This is a genomic window from Brucella haematophila (genome assembly GCF_005938105.1).
Classification (GTDB): domain Bacteria; phylum Pseudomonadota; class Alphaproteobacteria; order Rhizobiales; family Rhizobiaceae; genus Brucella; species Brucella haematophila.
On sequence record NZ_VCPE01000001.1, the window covers coordinates 127,355 to 142,782 of the forward strand.

Genomic DNA, 15,428 nt, shown 5'->3' on the forward strand with positions numbered 1-15,428 from the left:
TTTGGAGATATGGATGAATATCTATTTTGTTACGCCAGCGCCGGCGCAGGGTGGCGATATTTGCGTACTGCAGGACGATCAAAAGACGCCGATCGTCGGGTTCTTGTCACATGAGGAAGCGGAGGACTTCGCACAGCGCATGGCCCGTCGCTATCCCGGTAATCAGTTCTGGGTCATGGAAGGCACGGCCAAGAAGGCATTTATTACCGATCCCTTGCCGGTGCGGGAATGCACTCCGACCGTCGGGGAGTTCTGAAATGGCCGAAACCCTACCCGAAGGCCTAAATTACCAGGCGAGTCCGCTGAAGCTCAATCGGTCGGTTTCAACTTCACGATACGGCGATCGGGCGGTGTCGTTCATTGAGAATGGCGATCCATATTGGTCGTGGACCGCCAGTATAATCTCGCTTAGCCCTGCCGACCGAAAGCGGCTTGAGGCGTTCATTGATCGCTGCCGCGGCGGCATGGTCACGGTTCACTATACGCCGAAAGACGCATGTATTCCGCAAGCTTACTGGGGGGATGCCAATAATCCGGCAATCACCGGCACCGCGACGCTGGCTGCGATCAACGGCAACGCGCTGACTTTCAACGGCGTAGTGTCTGGACTGAAATTGACGGAAGGCGACCTGATAGGCTTGTCGACCGGCGAATACAACTTCATCGCTCGCATCGCCACTGATGCCGCAGCAGCCAGCACGAGCATGCAGGTGAAGATCGAGCCGTTTCTGCCTTCATATATCGGCGTCGGCTCTACGGTGCGCTTCAAGAATCCCGTCATGAATATGCGGATGATGCCGAACAGTTTGGAAATCGGCGATGGCTTTTTCCCTGGGGCATCTTTTCAGCTTGTTGAGGTGCCACGGTAGATCACGCGGCATGGTTAATGATTGTGAGGAGCTTAATCGATGAGCTTGCCATATCTTGCATTGCAAGGTGCAACGGTTTCGCACTGCGCCAGTAGCGCTAGACATACATGCCATGTTGGCGACATTCTCGCCGACATGGTACTGGCCGACGCAAGATTGCCTTCTTGTGGGCATTACCAAGCATTAGTTCCGGCGTGAGCCGCTACCAGGATCAGGACGAGGCTTGTGAGAATTTAAAGTTTACCTTATTCGCCGCTAGTCGGAATATGACTCGCCTTTACCGCTAAAGTCGTCATTATTTGAGCTAGGAATATTTTATTGGTGGGGGAAGCCAATTGAATGATATGACGGCCGCCCGTGAAATCTCGGGCAATACAGTTGGTTTTGCAAGAGTCTTGCAAGGCGCGGTATCCTTCAAGGACAGTGGAATCGAAAATGTCAATTCGACATATCGTGGTGAAATTTTAAAAAGTGATGGAAGCACTACGTTTGCCTATATAAAAGACCTCTCGTCTCGTGAGCTCGCGAACGAAGTGATGGCTTCGTTGCTTGGGCGGGCTCTTGGCCTACAAATCCCAGACGTATATTTTGCCCTCGCGTCTGATGATGTGATTAAAGCTGAACTTGCTCCTAAACTTGGTGAAGAGCGAATCCTGTTCGCTAGCGCTGATGCCACCGTCCCATCGATTTCTTCATTTTTAAATGGCAAGTTCTCTAACACAGCACTTCGAAGAATTGCAGAGGCACTATTTCAGAACGGTTGCCTTGCAAGCTTTTATGAGTTCGATACTTGGTCCGCCAACGTAGACCGACACCCAGGTAACTTGTTGCTGTCTTCAGACGGTGGTTTTTGGCTAATTGATCATGGTTATTGCTTCACCGGACCGTTATGGGTTGGCCACGAACTCAATCCGGATAATCCGTATTTAAATCGTTTACGGGAATGGGTGACTCCTTTTCTAACTCAAGACGAATTATCAGATACAGTATCAAGACTAGGTAGTTTGGCGCAGCAGATTTCGTCAGTTGATCTTGAGCAGATTGGTCGTTCGAATAAAATCATTGATCTGATCGGCAACGAGGACTTCGATATGCTTGTGAAGTTCCTGAAAGGGCGCGTGCCAAACATACAAAGATTTGCAGCATCAGCATTGGGACGATTAACATGAGCTTTGAAAGCAATATGTTTCCCGGCATATCTCAACTGATCAGCGCGAAAAGAGCGCCGATAATTTTTCGTCCCTTTATCGGCTCTCCTGAACAGTTAGTCGTAGGCGTAGTTACTTATTGCGCCAACGGCATGCATATTGAGAGGGCGAATCGTCTTGAAAGGCTCAGCTGCCTGTTTGGCGAAGAAATTGCGGGCGCTGTATTGGCAATCGAAGTAGCTCTTGATCAAATTAGCGAGACCGCCGAAGTTGATTTGCTAAGCATGGAACTGATCGCTGACAGTTCAGTGTCGGCCGTAAGCATAGGAACAAGCCATGGTTGTCAAGGTAAAGATTTGAAACAGATGGCCGTTGCTTGGTTGTCCGCAATGTCAGCTCTATATGTTGCAATCGATGATACTGATGCTGGTAATTACATCAGCTTAGGAAAAGTCGTTCGGTTGGAGGTTGAGAATAGTAAAGAAAGGTTGCCTGGCCTGATCTTGGAATATGTTTCAACTAAACGTCCATCAATTAGGAACGCGTTTAGCGACGAGATACGTGATGGAAAACTTCGCCGCCGGACAGGCGCTCACGGGATTATTGATTTTTCAGGCAATAAGATTGTTGCTAATTTTGGGACGCTCAATGCGCAAAACCACGCTTCGTCCATTGATCGCATAAAGAGAAGAATGTGGGATTTGAAGGTCGACCGAGATAGCGAAAAAGGAGCGTTTCTAAAGCGAAACCATGAGATGCTCGTGCAGCACCCACCAGCAAATGATCCTCAACTGTCCCAAAAGCAAGTCGATAAGATTCACGATTCAATCGCCGAACTTGAAAGACAAGCTGACCAGGAGGAAATCAGATTGCGTCCGATGCACTCTGTGGCGGAAATTGGCGAGCATTTGATTACCGCCGAAGCAGCATAGAGAGTTTTGATTTCGATTTTTGTTCGCTAGTTCCAATCCCGCAATCAAGCCGCAATCCGTCGGTCTCGGCGTCACGGTGAATGGCAGCCCCGCCGAATAAACCATATCGCTTTGTCGACACATAGCGCCGCCCACTGAGGCGCCCTTCGGGGCGTCTTTCGGATGGCTAAGGTTGCGAATTAATCAACGTTCAGTTGACTGTGTGTTGCAGCTGTTATACACATTTATGTAGCTTTTCCTTGTGAAAAGGCACCCCAATATTTTTATACGTGGGAATGAAATATGACTGAGCAGCAGCGTAATCATCTAATTTCAAAACTTCGAGATACCGCTCAGCGTGCATCAATCACGGAAGAATCTGCGCGCCGTCAATTGATAGATGAAGGTATCTACACGCAGGATGGCTCGTTGCGTCCAGAGTTTGGTGGAAAAGGATTTGAAACGGAACGCACAATTTCGTTTCTCTAAGTGGCAAGATTACATCCATCTTTTGTTCTCGGATACCACGGGTGCGATGAATCCGTGGCCCGAGATATTTTATTTGGTAGTCAAGATTTTCGAGAAAGTAATGAAGCGTTTGATTGGCTCGGTCCTGGAATATATTTTTGGGAGAGCGACCCTAGACGGGCTTATGAATGGGCCTGCTGGAAGGTTAAACAGGGTCGATATAAGAAACCATTTGTAATAGGTGCAATAATTGATCTAGGCAATTGCTTAGATCTAACCCAAAGAGAGAATTTAGAACTTTTATCGGTATCTTACAGCTCATTTAAAGATATCCAAATTGCTAGTAATTTGGAGATGCCGGCAAATAAAGATTTGCGGAACGATGCAAATCAAGACAAACTTCTTAGGTTTCTGGATTGCTCAGTCATTCGCCATTTGCATTCTATTAACGAGTCCGAAGAGAACGGTGATCTGCAGCGATTTGATACCGTTAGAGGACTTTTTGTTGAAGGTGAACCCGCATACCCAGGTGGGCAGTTCTTTAATAAAACTCACACTCAGGTAGCTGTGCGTTCAATATACTGTATAAAAGGATGCTTTCGTCCGCTTGAATACGCGTTCTCTGATCCGCATATGGGCGAAATCGAGCGCGACATAGTCATATCTTCTAATTCCAGTCTGGACGCTGCAGACTGGGGGGCATGGCAAGGCGCGCCCGCCACGAGCGACTAGTTGTTCAAGTAATTCCTGCGGAAAACCCAACCGACCTAGGCCCTTAGCCTTGCCAACGACCTCCGCGCCCGCCACCTTGAGTACCGAAAGGCGGGTCATATGCAGATTTTCGATTTTATCAATCAAGACGAACTGGACGAACTTCCAGAAGACGAGAATGCGGCGTTCCTTGAATTCGTTCGGATAGCTCGCGGCAGGTTGCAGGAGAGACTGACCGAATTAAACTCTAATAATGACAACGATTGGGACGCCATTAAGGACGCTAGGCATGGCTTTGTGAATGTTGTCACTGCGACCGCGCGCCAGTTAAAAATAGAACCCTTTGCGTCGATGGATGTTCCTCGCGTAAAAGAAATGGACTATGAAGACTATCGCCAGTTTATCTCTGATGTTGATCACTATCTTACGCAAATGCTATTTACAGTACGTTCGACATCTCGACGTGAAAGTGTTGGGTTATCAGAAGAAGCACGAACTTCAATTAGAACAAAATTATACTACTTGCGAGAAGCAATCGAAAAATCGGATTATGATGTTAGAGCAAAGGCTAGACTGCGCGCCCGTTTAGATGAGTTTGAAAAAGACCTTGAGAAACGCCGCATCAATTATGTTGCCGTTGCACGATTTGCTATAGAAGTTATTGCTTTACCAGGTGCATTGTCGTCCAGTTACGACATAACTGCGAAACTGGTGAATCAGATCATACAGACCATTGGCGAAGAAAAAATTTCAGAAGATGAGCGCCGACGTCTGCCGCCAGTCGAAAAACCAGCTGCACTTATTCCGCCTCGCGCCGAAGAGAAAAAGAAATCAGAGCCCGACTTCGGACAAGCGTTCAGTCGTGATCTGGACGACGAGATTCCATTCTAGGCGCTTTACCTATCCGCAAAGATCGATCCCCTTTTGGGGCGGGCTGACGCACACCGCGTTTAACGAGAAAGTCGCGATAATAGAAAGCACGTAACGGCGAGAGCGGCAATAACGCCGCCCATTACGACGATGCGATCTGAAATCGTGATATCCAGCATCTCAGTCTCTGTTCTTTTCGGTCCAGACCGTGAAGCCAATTAGAGCGAACAGCGAGAACATCATTGCGCTAATAAACCAAACAAATAGGCTCATACCGGTTCCTCCGGGCAGATTAACTCGCTCGGCGGGAAAAGGTTCAGCAGGGAAGTAAATATAGATCAGAAAGCCCTGATCAGCAGGGTGTAACGTACTGACCAGGGCTTGCGCACGGGGTGCCATCGGATTGGAAAGCCATGCGCTATAAGAGAAATATTGTGCGCAATTCGTCGGACAAGGGGCCGCGCGGTTTTTTGTACGGTACCGTACGCCGCATCTGGCGACGCGCGCCTGAGTTTCGACGTCTACAGAGAGTAGCCGTACGCCGCCAGTGCGATCCCGCCGACCACACCAATAACCGACCATCCCAGCATGCTGATGCCCATGAAGCTGTGATAGGTTTTATCGGAGACTTTTTTAAAAGCCACCGCGACCAACAAATTCACGGTCGCGCCAAAGATCAGGCCGATACCGTTGGCGACGTAGGCTGCGGGGTGAAGTGCCATGCTCTGCATGAAATATAGTCGCAGCAGAAAAGTCGCGCCCAGCATACCTGCGATCAGCACGAAAACTGAGACCATGCCGAAACCGGACCATCTTATAAGCATTGTCTAAATTACCTCTGTCTTAGGGAAGATCGAGCGGTAATGACTCTTGCCTCGTCGATGAACAACCTTTTTCTCGAGATTTTCCCAATAGAAACGTTACTCTCACGATGACGAAGCTCGGGCGGTTTGGTTTCTGTTTGGGAAGAAGGACGCAGCCAGTCGCGTTTATGATCTAAACAAAATCAATTTCTTCGCGGAGAGGCTTGGTCTTTGAAAGGCAAGCGGGCGGCTTAAAAGCACCTCGCGAGAAGGCTGCCAACAGGAATAAGGGCCCCGGATTACTCCAGAGCCCCTTTCGCGTAAGCGGGTTGATTATCTGTGGTAAGATAAGCCACCCCAAATTCTACCTTCGTCACGATGACGGCCACCGTGTATGGCCCCAATGTAGGCCGCCACAGCGGCAACGAGAGCAGACGCTGCAAGCAGGAATGCAGTGAGAATGCCTGTTATTCTGGCCTTTTCAGCAGTTTTAGCCGCTTGAGCCTTTATTTCTTCAGCAGCTTTTTCCGCTTGTGCTCGAGTGTCGGCGACTGCCTTTTTTGCTTCTTCCACTTTCGCCTGGGCTTCGGTGCGAAGGGCCTGGACGCGCTCAACGGTCTGGTTCACGCGGGTCTGGGCGTCATTTGGACTAAGCCCCGTCCGAGTGGCGACTTGATTTGTGAGCCAAGTGCGGTCCGCGTCAGAGATTTCACCAGTACTAAGCAGATTTCCCAAAATACCGCTTATCTGACGTTGGAAATCCGCCAAGTTCTGTGCTTCCTGACCGGCAACAGAGCTTCCTTGGGCGTCTGTGCGCAACAGGCTATCTGTAAGATAATCTAATGGGTTTGTTTTCAGCCCTTGCGGCAACATCTGCTCTACGGATGGAGCGGCAGCTTGTCCTGCACCTTGCTCAAGCCCTGAAACAGCTTGCCCCGCACCTGAAACGATGCCGCCCGCTAACTGACCTGCGCCCTGAGCGGCGCTGCCGACAACCGTGCCAGCGGTTTGTACCGCTGTCTCAGCCGCGCTTCCAACGGCTTTTGCGCCACCTGAAATAGCGCTGACGAGTAGAAGCGTGGAAACGATAGTCCCTAGGCCCCATACAACCAAGCCATTCAGGCCATCCCGAACTGTCAGTTCGTCACGAGTTGCGGTTCCAGCGGGTCGGCGCATTCTTCCGGTGATATATCCACCGAGCATATAAGATGCGACCGTCGATATGACGATAAAGAGCGCCGTAATAACAAGCCATACGGTACTTATATCCCCGCCTTCATCGACGGAAAATGAGCTTAAGCCAAGGCCGCCGGCGAATGTTGTCAGGACGGCCATCACGCCCGATGCCACTGTGGCGCCTGCAAAGATTGCAGCCCAGTCTACATAGCCGCGATCAGACGTCTTTTCTACGACAGTTGGATCTACCATCAACGTAACCCCAGAAAAGAGAGAATGAATAACACGATGACAACTAGTCCTACTAAATAGATGATAGAGTTCATGTCGATTGTCTCCTATCGAGAGCCGAGCACCTGCATTGTATTTCTGTATTGCGGTGGTTTTTCCAACCGGGACAACTCGCTAGATGGCAAAAGGTTTCAGCAAAAGACGATTTATTGGCGTGATCAATCCTTTGACCTATCCGGATAGGGCTCTTTCGGAACCTTGATCTTCGGATTTCCTGGAGCATTTGATTGTTCGTGTGTAGGTTTTTCTTGATGATCGCTTGGCTCGACCTGGGACGGTTCAGTTGTTGATTTCTCTCTCACCAGATCGGGATCGGACCATGGGTTTCTTTTTTGTGCCATCGCCTGTTCTCCAGTTTGCTGGCCTTCTTTGTTCTTGAAGCCCCGACGTTCTCTACAAACGTCGGGGCCGCGCTCGACAATTGAGGTTTATGACCTTGCCGCGCGCTTTATCCGCTAAGCTTCGTACGACCCGGCGGATAATAAATTACCCTGCCCATGGAAGAGCTAGGGCTGGGCTACGCAGATCCCGGTGTTAAATGTGTTTCGGGAGCTTGGCGGATGCCATCGCCTCGTGGACAACTGCCCGCGTGAGAAATTGTTCCATGTCAGGCGATCGGATCATATTCCGCGGGAGCCTTAGGGCCTGTCTGAGCATGCAGGGCTGGCGGTTGGGCGAGTTGGGGCTCCCAAATGTGAGACGGAGATATCTGGCCAGACGATGCTGTAGGAACCGTGTCCGCCCGCGCCGGGAACTTAAATTACGACATAGCGTTAATCGAGGGACAGAGATGCAGTTACCTGCCTGTCTCATCAACTATCGCCCGCTTCCTGCCGGGAATTTTCGGGCGCGTTGACGTAACCAATTCATGAGAGGAGATGAACTATGGCCAAGGAAAAAAATCTTGAAGACCTATTCCACGATACCCTCAAGGACATCTACTACGCTGAACGTAAAATTCTCAAAGCCCTGCCAAAAATGAAGCGTGCGGCACAGTGCGAAGATCTGAAAGCAGCATTCGAAAAGCACCGTGAACAGACTGAAGGCCACGTCGAACGACTCGTCCAAGTGTTTGAAATCATGGGCAAGACAGCAAGAGGCAAGACTTGCGATGCGATTGAGGGGATCATCGCTGAAGGCGAGGAGATCATGGAGGAGTTTAAGGATACCGCCGCGCTCGACGCTGGTCTGATCTCGTCTGCACAAGCGGTCGAACATTACGAAATCACACGTTATGGGACATTGAAGCGTTGGGCGACGGAGCTTGGCATGACTGATGCCGCAAAACTACTCGACCAGACGCTGCAGGAGGAATCCAAGACGGACAGTGATCTGACGAAACTTGCGGATGCGTCAGCTAACCAACGCGCCAAAGCAGCGTGATCATGAGTTAAGGGTGCCGAGTGGCACCCTTTTCATTTGAACATAGATCGCGAAAGAATTGGAGCCAGCCATGTCAGCCAGCAACAAGGCCACAAATGGACGGAAGTCACTCAAGCTTCATGATCAGAAGCTCGACGCAGGCCAAGGCGGAGACCTTCATCAACTCGCCGACGATAAGACGCAAATCATGACTACCGCCCAAGGAGGGCCAGTATCGGATGACCTCAATACGCTCAAGGTCGGCGCGCGCGGCCCGACGCTGATTGAAGATTTTCACTTCCGGGAAAAGATCTTTCATTTCGACCACGAACGCATTCCCGAGCGCGTTGTGCACGCACGTGGCTATGGCGCGCATGGCTATTTCGAAACGACAAAATCCCTGAGCGAATATACGCGCGCCGACATTTTCCAACGCGTCGGCGAGAAAACTCCAGTTTTTGTTCGATTTTCAACCGTTGCGGGATCGAAAGGATCGTTCGACCTCGCCCGTGATGTGCGTGGCTTCGCGGTCAAGATGTACACCAAGGAAGGCAACTGGGATCTCGTCGGCAATAATATTCCCGTCTTCTTCATCCAGGACGCCATCCGATTTCCAGACATGGTTCACGCTGTCAAGGAAGAGCCGGACCGGGCTTTTCCGCAGGCCCAGTCGGCACACGACAATTTTTGGGACTTCATCGGTTTGACGCCGGAATCCATGCACATGATCATGTGGGTCATGTCGGATCGCGCCATCCCGCGCTCCTTCCGCTTCATGGAGGGGTTTGGCGTCCATACCTTCCGCTTTGTGAATGCCAAGGACGAATCAACGTTCGTCAAGTTTCTCTGGAAACCGAAGCTCGGATTGCAATCGGTTGTCTGGAACGAGGCCGTGAAGATCAACGGGGCCGACCCGGACTTTCACCGGCGCGATCTCTGGACCGCCATTCAGACCGGTAACTTTCCGGAATGGGAGTTGTGCGTGCAGCTTTTCGATCAGGACTTCGCCGACAGCTTCGATTTCGATGTGCTCGATCCGACAAAGCTGATTCCGGAAGAAGTCATCAAGCCTGTCCCAGTCGGGCGGCTGGTGCTTGATCGTATGCCAGACAACTTTTTTGCCGAAACCGAACAGGTTGCGTTCATGACGCAAAACGTCCCCGCTGGTATCGATTTCTCCAACGACCCCTTGCTACAGGGACGCAATTTTTCCTACCTCGACACGCAGTTGAAGAGACTGGGTAGCCCCAACTTTACCCATATTCCGATCAACGCGCCCAAATGCCCGTTCCATCATTTCCAACAGGACGGCCATATGGCGATGCGCAATCCTGTCGGACGAGCAAATTACCAGCCTAATTCGTGGGGCGAAGGGCCGAGGCCTGATCCCAGTCGCGGGTTACGGTCGTTTGCAGCGCAGGAAGAGGGACGGAAGGGGCGCCTTCGACCGGAGAGCTTCGCCGACCATTACAGCCAGGCTCGTCAGTTTTATCTGAGCCAGACCGCTGTGGAGCAACGGCATATTGCAATGGCGCTGACGTTCGAACTGTCGAAAGTGGAAACACCTGTGATCCGCGAGCGTATTGTGTCTCATCTGCTCAACATTGATGCCAACCTTGCGGAAACCGTCGCCGGCAAGCTCGGCATCCGCAAGATGCCGAAGGCTGCGGATGCGATGGCGCCCGTGCGCGACGATCTCGCTCCGTCCCCCGCACTGAGCATCATTGAGAACGGACCCAGCAGCTTCAAGGGCAGAAAGATCGGCGTGCTTGTTGCCAATGGCACTGATGCGCAGGTGCTCAAGGGTATCCGGCACGCCGCGGAGAAGGAAGGCGCAATGGTGGAACTGGTTGCGCCGACGGTCGGAGGTTTCGAAGCATCCAGCGGCGAATGGATGGAGGCCAATCATATGATTGATGGCGGTCCATCCGTATTGTTTGATGCTGTCGCCCTCGTGTTATCGGAAGAAGCGGCCAATCGGCTTATCGGCGAATCCACCGCACGGGACTTCGTTGCAGACGCTTTTGCCCACTGCAAGTTCATCGGCTTTACAGCGGGCGCTATGCCGCTGCTTGCCCAAGCAGGTATAGAGCCCCAAATGGATGAGGGGCTGGTTCCCCTCGACAATGCACAGGCAGCCAAGGAGTTTGTCGCATCTTGCCGCAAGCTCCGGCTATGGGCGAGGGAAGATGCCGTCAAGATTTGACCTTCAGGCGCGCCACTAGCGTGAGAAGATGTTGCGAAATTTATGGCGGTCCGGGCGAAGCCCGGACTGCCCGTGGCGGAAGTGATAGAGTGTCGGTGCTGACACCCTGATCGTGGTCTCTCATCCACTTTCTACGCGCGATGCGTATGGCGTAACTTGGCGGTTAAACTGCCCTCTGTACCTCACGGCAGGTTCAGAGTTACGAATGGCCATTCCCGAATGCGGAAGAATGCCGCAAACTTATGCTGATTTCCCGGCACGTTTTTCTATCTCGTCGCGAAGCCTTTCCAGCTCCTTTAGAGGCAAATGCTCGATGCCAATCACGTCCTCGCGGGCATTCTTCAAAGCATGCAGAATTTCGTCGAGCTTCGCTTGCAGAGCACAGGAATCGCGATTTTGCGAGTTCTGGATAAGGAAGACCATCAGGAAAGTGATGATTGTTGTGGATGTGTTCACAATCAGCTGCCATGTGTCAGAGTAGCCGAAAAACGGACCTGACAATGCCCATGTTGCGATGAAAAGAATAGCGACTACAAATGTGTATTGATTGCCTGCTGCCGAAGCGGCTTTTTCACTGAACTTGGCGAAGATTTTTTCCATTGGGATCATCCTACTGGTTGGCTGGAAAATAAACTTCGCAAGGGCGGTTTTGTTGCCAGAAACCCGCATACATGACCCCAATTCCGGTTCTGACACGTTAACTAGCTAGCCCGAGCGGAGATTCACGACCTTCTGACTCTTCTAAATTTGTTAGGAAGGGCACCGGCAAAACACTCCCGCGAGCGGGTAAGCCGCAGTGCCTATGATAGGCAAACGGGCGTTATGTTTTTTTGGGAACAAGCACGCTTATTTCGAGACCATTGGCGAGCCAGTTGCGTTGCACGCTGGCGTTAAGGGCGGTAATTAGTGCTGATTCAAGTCGGGTACCAAACCCCTCAGAATCGGTTTCCTTTTGTTCAGTTCGCACGGTTTCGGACCAAAGCAGCGTGTACGTATCCGCGGTTTCCAAGACCGTTACACACAAACTGCCAGAAGGTGTAGAAAGCGCTCCATGCTTGGCTGCGTTGGTCGCGAACTCATGGAGCAACAGGGATAAACTGGTCAACTGCTTTCCAGAGACAATAGGATCGGCCCCGGTAACAGTAATATTCTGTTGGTCATAAGGTTCGAGTATGGTGTTGAGGAGCGCGTGAAGAGAAGTTTCCGTCGCCCCCGCGTCCCCTGAGTTGGGCATAGTCAGTGCGTGAGCTCTCGCAAGAGAAGACAATCTGGCTTGCAGGCGCTGGCGCAATTCGTCTACGGTTTTCGCCCCGCGACCGCTCAATGATACGATCGCAGTCGCCAGCGCAAAGAGGTTCTTGATTCGATGATTCATCTCACCCATTAGGAGATGCTGCTCTTCCTGAGCGCGGCGTCGCTCTGTGATATCGCGAGCTATTTTCGACGCTCCGACAATCTGGCCCGACGCGTCCCGGATGGGAGAGATGGTCAGGGAAATATCAAAAAGCGTTCCGTCTTTTTTCTTTCTAACAGTTTCAAAATGATCGACGCGGTTTCCTGCCCGAATCTGTGCTAAGATTGCAGGTTCTTCTTGCAGTCGATCTTTTGGAATAAGGATAGTGATCGGCTTCCCTATTATTTCATCAGGTTCGTATCCGAAAAGTCGCTGGGCACCCCTGTTCCAGGTTTTTACGTTGCCGTTGAGATCCTTGCTGATGATAGCGTCATCAGAACCATCGATGATAGCCGCCAGCCAGTCTCGGGGGTCGAGATCCGTACCATAAAAACTCGTTTGCCACGCATAGGAACCAGAATAGGAATGTACGGGCAACAAGATGTTGGCCGGCTGATCCATGTTTTCGTCATTCATCGCGCCACCCTCGATTTACTGAGCTATCAGCACAGCGAATTTGAGCAACAATCATATATGTTTTCAACAATCTACTTCAATCCGCAAATGTCCTGCGCCAGATTGCAAACGTGCCCTATTGGGGCACTTTGGATGATCCATCGAAAATCTCAATCGCCAAGTACTTTACAGTAAATCAGTCACTCGGAATCTGCTCTTTCGCACAGGCGCAATTTAACCCCAAACTTCAAAAGGCAGAGCTTTATTCGCTCATTTTCTTCAACACAAATCGCGGTCTTTCAGCAATTTCTCAATAGCAGCATGCACGTCGGCTGCCGTTTTGTCGTCGTTGATGCGAAGTAGTCAGCAGTGGAGTTTTTTGAGCGACTCTGCTTCACACTGCTCGATACAGCAATAAACAGCGCCAATGATCAGCCATTGATGTATCTCACACGGTTAGGGTCGGCTACCGCCCCAATTTCTCAGCAATGCCTCCTGGGCGGCTGCTGTACTGGCGGTGTTTGTTCTCATTACCTATCCGCAAAGATCGCGCTGGCTTTTGTTGGGGCGTTTTTGGTTGCTGGAGCAGGAGGAGCGCTTACGGCCGCAGTGCGATTGCCGCTCAGCGAAGCGGCGATCTGTTTTTGCGACTCGCTGATGCTTGCGGCGTAATCGACCAATTGTCCGATGCAATAGAGAAACACGCCAGAGACTACGGCGCTGCACCCTGCAGTAAGCGCAAATGAACCGCCGCGGTTCATCTCGATAAAGCCCATTAGCGCCAACAGCGCTCCGCCGATCAAGCTTAGTAGCCCAAGAATTTTTGCCGCTGTTGCCATCATTGCCCCTTCCAACGCGATACGTCGGAAGGTGCCTCATTTAGCCGGCGATATCAACTATCGAAGCATCTTGCCTGGCTTAGGAACTTCAATCTTCAAGCTCGTTGCATGGTTGTTGCCAGCGCCGTCGTCTCGTGACCGGTCATACAAGACGCCAAAGGAATTTTTGGTCTCTATGAATTCTATACCGTGTTCCTCTAGTACGCGGCGTAACTGTTGAATGGTGGACTGTTTAGCGTCGTTTCCGTTCTCAATTCTGGAAATTGTGTTCGCAGTTATTCCCGAAGCTTCAGCTAGCTCGCGCACACCCCATTTGAGGGCGGTCCTCGCTAATCGCAATTGCATCGGCGTCATTTTGTGTACCTTGTACAAATAGGCGTTGACAGCATACCGAATGCTGCTATGGTTTGGATACAGTACAAATACAGCGGGACGAAATCAACGCAAACCTACTGACATAGTTACCAGACCGTTAATCGAGGAGACCATCATGCAGCACACCGTGCCAGCAAACGCCACCGGCTTGCCCATCGCCATCGACATGCCGATACGGGCCAGGCAGCAGCAGCCCCGCAACCTTTGCGCCATGGTTATCGATGGCGAAGCCGTCTGGGTCGATATCAACCGCTATGACGAAACTGGGCGCGCCGTAATCATCGAACACGATGGACGCATTCGCCTGATGGAAGTCGAACAGGAACACATCGGTTTTCGTCCCTTCGGTGCTCGCACTTCTTTAGGGCAGCGGTTTAAGTCGGCACATGGCGGTGTGGCTCGCAACAGCGTGATCGTCGTCGGCATGGTCATTGACGCACCGATTCGCGGAGGTCGGTTAATTGAGTGCGATTTGTCATGACCGGACTTGAAAGTTACGTGAACGCACTCGAAACAGCGAGAGAGACCTTCTTCGAGATGGACGACGCCCTGGGCCAGCTTTCATGCGCAATCGACGTGATTGAAGCTCTGACCGATGGGCATATCGCTAGCAAGGCGACTAACCCGCTGCATCACAATTACCGGCGATTGTGCGAGGCGCTAAGCGACGCATGGCCGACGGTTGTGAAAGCCGCGCCGCCACTTCCTGACTTTGGCGATGACCTCTTCCACGAAGGGGCGACGGTATTCATGGGCGGCAAGTCCTACGTTCTCGGAAAATACCATCCTGAAATCAAAGCGTGGGATCTGTGCCACGGCGGCGAGAACGAAATCACCCTGCGCGCAGATATCCTGCGCAGGAACATCACGGGCATCATATTTAAGGAAGCATCATGACCCCGCAAGAACGGTTGGTTCAAGCCATCAACGACGCCACGGCTCTTTCGCTGATTATCGGGGATCTTTTCGACAAGGATGACGTGAGGCAGGACTTTCTTGCCCGCCAGCTGGTTTCGGCCACTGAACGGATGAACCGCGCCCTTGCGGCCTGGCAGAAAGAGCTATCCGAGGACAGCGAGCCGGAACAGGTGGCGGCATGAGTAAGGCAGAGAAGCGAACACTGAAGGAAAACGTGAAGCCGCCGAAGAAGGAGTCCGTGTACCTGAAAGCGCTGGCAAGCCGCGTGAAGGGGAAGGGGAGGAAGCCATGATTGGCGTGGCCGTCGGTAGTGCAGGCTGGACGATTGTCCGCGAATTATGGCGCCACCGTCGACGCTAACACCTATTGCCCGCCTAGCCGGACCGATCTTCTAAATCGGTAACCGTAACAGGAGCTGAAAATCGCGGTTCGATTCCGCGGGCGGGCTCCATAATCCCGGCCTTTACCAGCCGGGAACCTGTGCAGATTTTGCACAAGTCACCAGAACACGAGGATTTAAAGCGGTCTCTGGCTTCCGGGCCGGAGACATAAAAAAGGACGGCGTTATGCCCGGCACCATCCGTAAGCCGCCGTCCTCCGTACTAGCCAAGGACACGAGGAGACAAAAGCCA

At 51.7% G+C, this 15,428-nt stretch carries 19 protein-coding genes; 12 read left to right on the forward strand and 7 right to left on the reverse strand.

Going from position 1 to position 15,428, the window contains the following annotated elements; genetic code table 11:
* The first annotated feature begins 13 nt into the window (after window positions 1–13).
* The 7 genes from FGI60_RS00580 to FGI60_RS00610 all read left to right on the forward strand — a co-directional run bounded on the left by FGI60_RS00580 (window position 14) and on the right by FGI60_RS00610 (window position 4,998).
* A complete protein-coding gene (locus FGI60_RS00580) occupies window positions 14–256 on the forward strand; it encodes a hypothetical protein (RefSeq protein ID WP_138783484.1) in 243 nt (80 codons plus the stop codon).
* A gap of 1 nt (window position 257) precedes the next feature.
* Window positions 258–869, forward strand: coding sequence for a hypothetical protein (locus FGI60_RS00585; RefSeq protein ID WP_138783485.1), 612 nt, complete (start codon window positions 258–260; stop codon window positions 867–869).
* A gap of 344 nt (window positions 870–1,213) precedes the next feature.
* A complete protein-coding gene (locus tag FGI60_RS00590) occupies window positions 1,214–2,038 on the forward strand; it encodes a HipA family kinase (protein ID WP_328592642.1) in 825 nt (274 codons plus the stop codon).
* Entirely contained in the window at window positions 2,035–2,949 is a 915-nt protein-coding gene (locus tag FGI60_RS00595; RefSeq protein WP_138783487.1) for a hypothetical protein, read from the forward strand. The genes FGI60_RS00590 and FGI60_RS00595 overlap by 4 nt, the downstream gene beginning before the upstream one ends.
* 282 nt (window positions 2,950–3,231) lie before the next feature.
* A complete protein-coding gene (locus FGI60_RS00600; RefSeq protein WP_138783488.1) occupies window positions 3,232–3,417 on the forward strand; it encodes a hypothetical protein in 186 nt (61 codons plus the stop codon).
* A gap of 54 nt (window positions 3,418–3,471) precedes the next feature.
* Window positions 3,472–4,128 carry a hypothetical protein gene (locus FGI60_RS00605; RefSeq protein WP_210238402.1) on the forward strand — a complete coding sequence of 219 codons (657 nt, stop codon included), beginning with the start codon at window positions 3,472–3,474 and terminating at the stop codon, window positions 4,126–4,128.
* A gap of 99 nt (window positions 4,129–4,227) precedes the next feature.
* Entirely contained in the window at window positions 4,228–4,998 is a 771-nt protein-coding gene (locus tag FGI60_RS00610) for a hypothetical protein (protein ID WP_138783489.1), read from the forward strand.
* A 500-nt stretch (window positions 4,999–5,498) separates the two neighbouring features.
* On the opposite strand, the gene FGI60_RS00615 is transcribed toward FGI60_RS00610, so the two are convergent.
* The 3 genes from FGI60_RS00615 to FGI60_RS00625 form a co-directional block, all read right to left on the reverse strand.
* The gene (locus FGI60_RS00615; RefSeq protein ID WP_138783832.1) at window positions 5,499–5,774 is read right to left on the reverse strand and encodes a hypothetical protein; all 276 of its coding nucleotides are present in this window, start codon (window positions 5,772–5,774) and stop codon (window positions 5,499–5,501) included.
* A 339-nt stretch (window positions 5,775–6,113) separates the two neighbouring features.
* Complete coding sequence (locus FGI60_RS00620; protein WP_138783490.1) at window positions 6,114–7,208, reverse strand: ATP synthase subunit B family protein; 1,095 nt, start codon at window positions 7,206–7,208, stop codon at window positions 6,114–6,116.
* Between the two features lie 197 nt (window positions 7,209–7,405).
* On the reverse strand, window positions 7,406–7,588 hold the full coding sequence (locus FGI60_RS00625) for a hypothetical protein (RefSeq protein ID WP_109367585.1): 183 nt from the start codon (window positions 7,586–7,588) through the stop codon (window positions 7,406–7,408).
* Window positions 7,589–8,132: 544 nt separating this feature from the next.
* On the opposite strand from FGI60_RS00625, the gene FGI60_RS00630 reads away from it, so the two are divergent.
* Both FGI60_RS00630 and katE read left to right on the forward strand, forming a co-directional pair.
* Window positions 8,133–8,630 carry a YciE/YciF ferroxidase family protein gene (locus FGI60_RS00630; protein ID WP_138783491.1) on the forward strand — a complete coding sequence of 166 codons (498 nt, stop codon included), beginning with the start codon at window positions 8,133–8,135 and terminating at the stop codon, window positions 8,628–8,630.
* 70 nt (window positions 8,631–8,700) lie between these two features.
* Window positions 8,701–10,815 carry a catalase gene (katE, locus tag FGI60_RS00635; protein WP_138783492.1) on the forward strand — a complete coding sequence of 705 codons (2,115 nt, stop codon included), beginning with the start codon at window positions 8,701–8,703 and terminating at the stop codon, window positions 10,813–10,815.
* A gap of 240 nt (window positions 10,816–11,055) precedes the next feature.
* Here katE and FGI60_RS00640 read toward each other — a convergent pair whose 3' ends face one another.
* The 4 genes from FGI60_RS00640 to FGI60_RS00655 all read right to left on the reverse strand — a co-directional run bounded on the left by FGI60_RS00640 (window position 11,056) and on the right by FGI60_RS00655 (window position 13,857).
* Window positions 11,056–11,415 carry a low affinity iron permease family protein gene (locus FGI60_RS00640; protein WP_109367583.1) on the reverse strand — a complete coding sequence of 120 codons (360 nt, stop codon included), beginning with the start codon at window positions 11,413–11,415 and terminating at the stop codon, window positions 11,056–11,058.
* Between the two features lie 220 nt (window positions 11,416–11,635).
* On the reverse strand, window positions 11,636–12,685 hold the full coding sequence (locus tag FGI60_RS00645; RefSeq protein WP_235889704.1) for a PAS domain S-box protein: 1,050 nt from the start codon (window positions 12,683–12,685) through the stop codon (window positions 11,636–11,638).
* A gap of 509 nt (window positions 12,686–13,194) precedes the next feature.
* Window positions 13,195–13,506, reverse strand: coding sequence for a hypothetical protein (locus FGI60_RS00650; protein ID WP_138783493.1), 312 nt, complete (start codon window positions 13,504–13,506; stop codon window positions 13,195–13,197).
* 54 nt (window positions 13,507–13,560) lie between these two features.
* On the reverse strand, window positions 13,561–13,857 hold the full coding sequence (locus FGI60_RS00655) for a helix-turn-helix domain-containing protein (protein WP_138783494.1): 297 nt from the start codon (window positions 13,855–13,857) through the stop codon (window positions 13,561–13,563).
* A 136-nt stretch (window positions 13,858–13,993) separates the two neighbouring features.
* Between FGI60_RS00655 and FGI60_RS00660 the strand changes: the two genes are divergently transcribed.
* Genes FGI60_RS00660 through FGI60_RS00670 form a run of 3 tightly spaced genes read left to right on the forward strand, consistent with a single transcriptional unit; the run spans window position 13,994 to window position 14,978 of the window.
* The gene (locus FGI60_RS00660) at window positions 13,994–14,359 is read left to right on the forward strand and encodes a hypothetical protein (protein WP_138783495.1); all 366 of its coding nucleotides are present in this window, start codon (window positions 13,994–13,996) and stop codon (window positions 14,357–14,359) included.
* Complete coding sequence (locus FGI60_RS00665; RefSeq protein WP_138783496.1) at window positions 14,356–14,775, forward strand: hypothetical protein; 420 nt, start codon at window positions 14,356–14,358, stop codon at window positions 14,773–14,775. Before FGI60_RS00660 ends, FGI60_RS00665 begins: the two co-directional genes overlap by 4 nt.
* Entirely contained in the window at window positions 14,772–14,978 is a 207-nt protein-coding gene (locus tag FGI60_RS00670; protein ID WP_138783497.1) for a hypothetical protein, read from the forward strand. The genes FGI60_RS00665 and FGI60_RS00670 overlap by 4 nt, the downstream gene beginning before the upstream one ends.
* Window positions 14,979–15,428 lie beyond the last annotated feature (450 nt).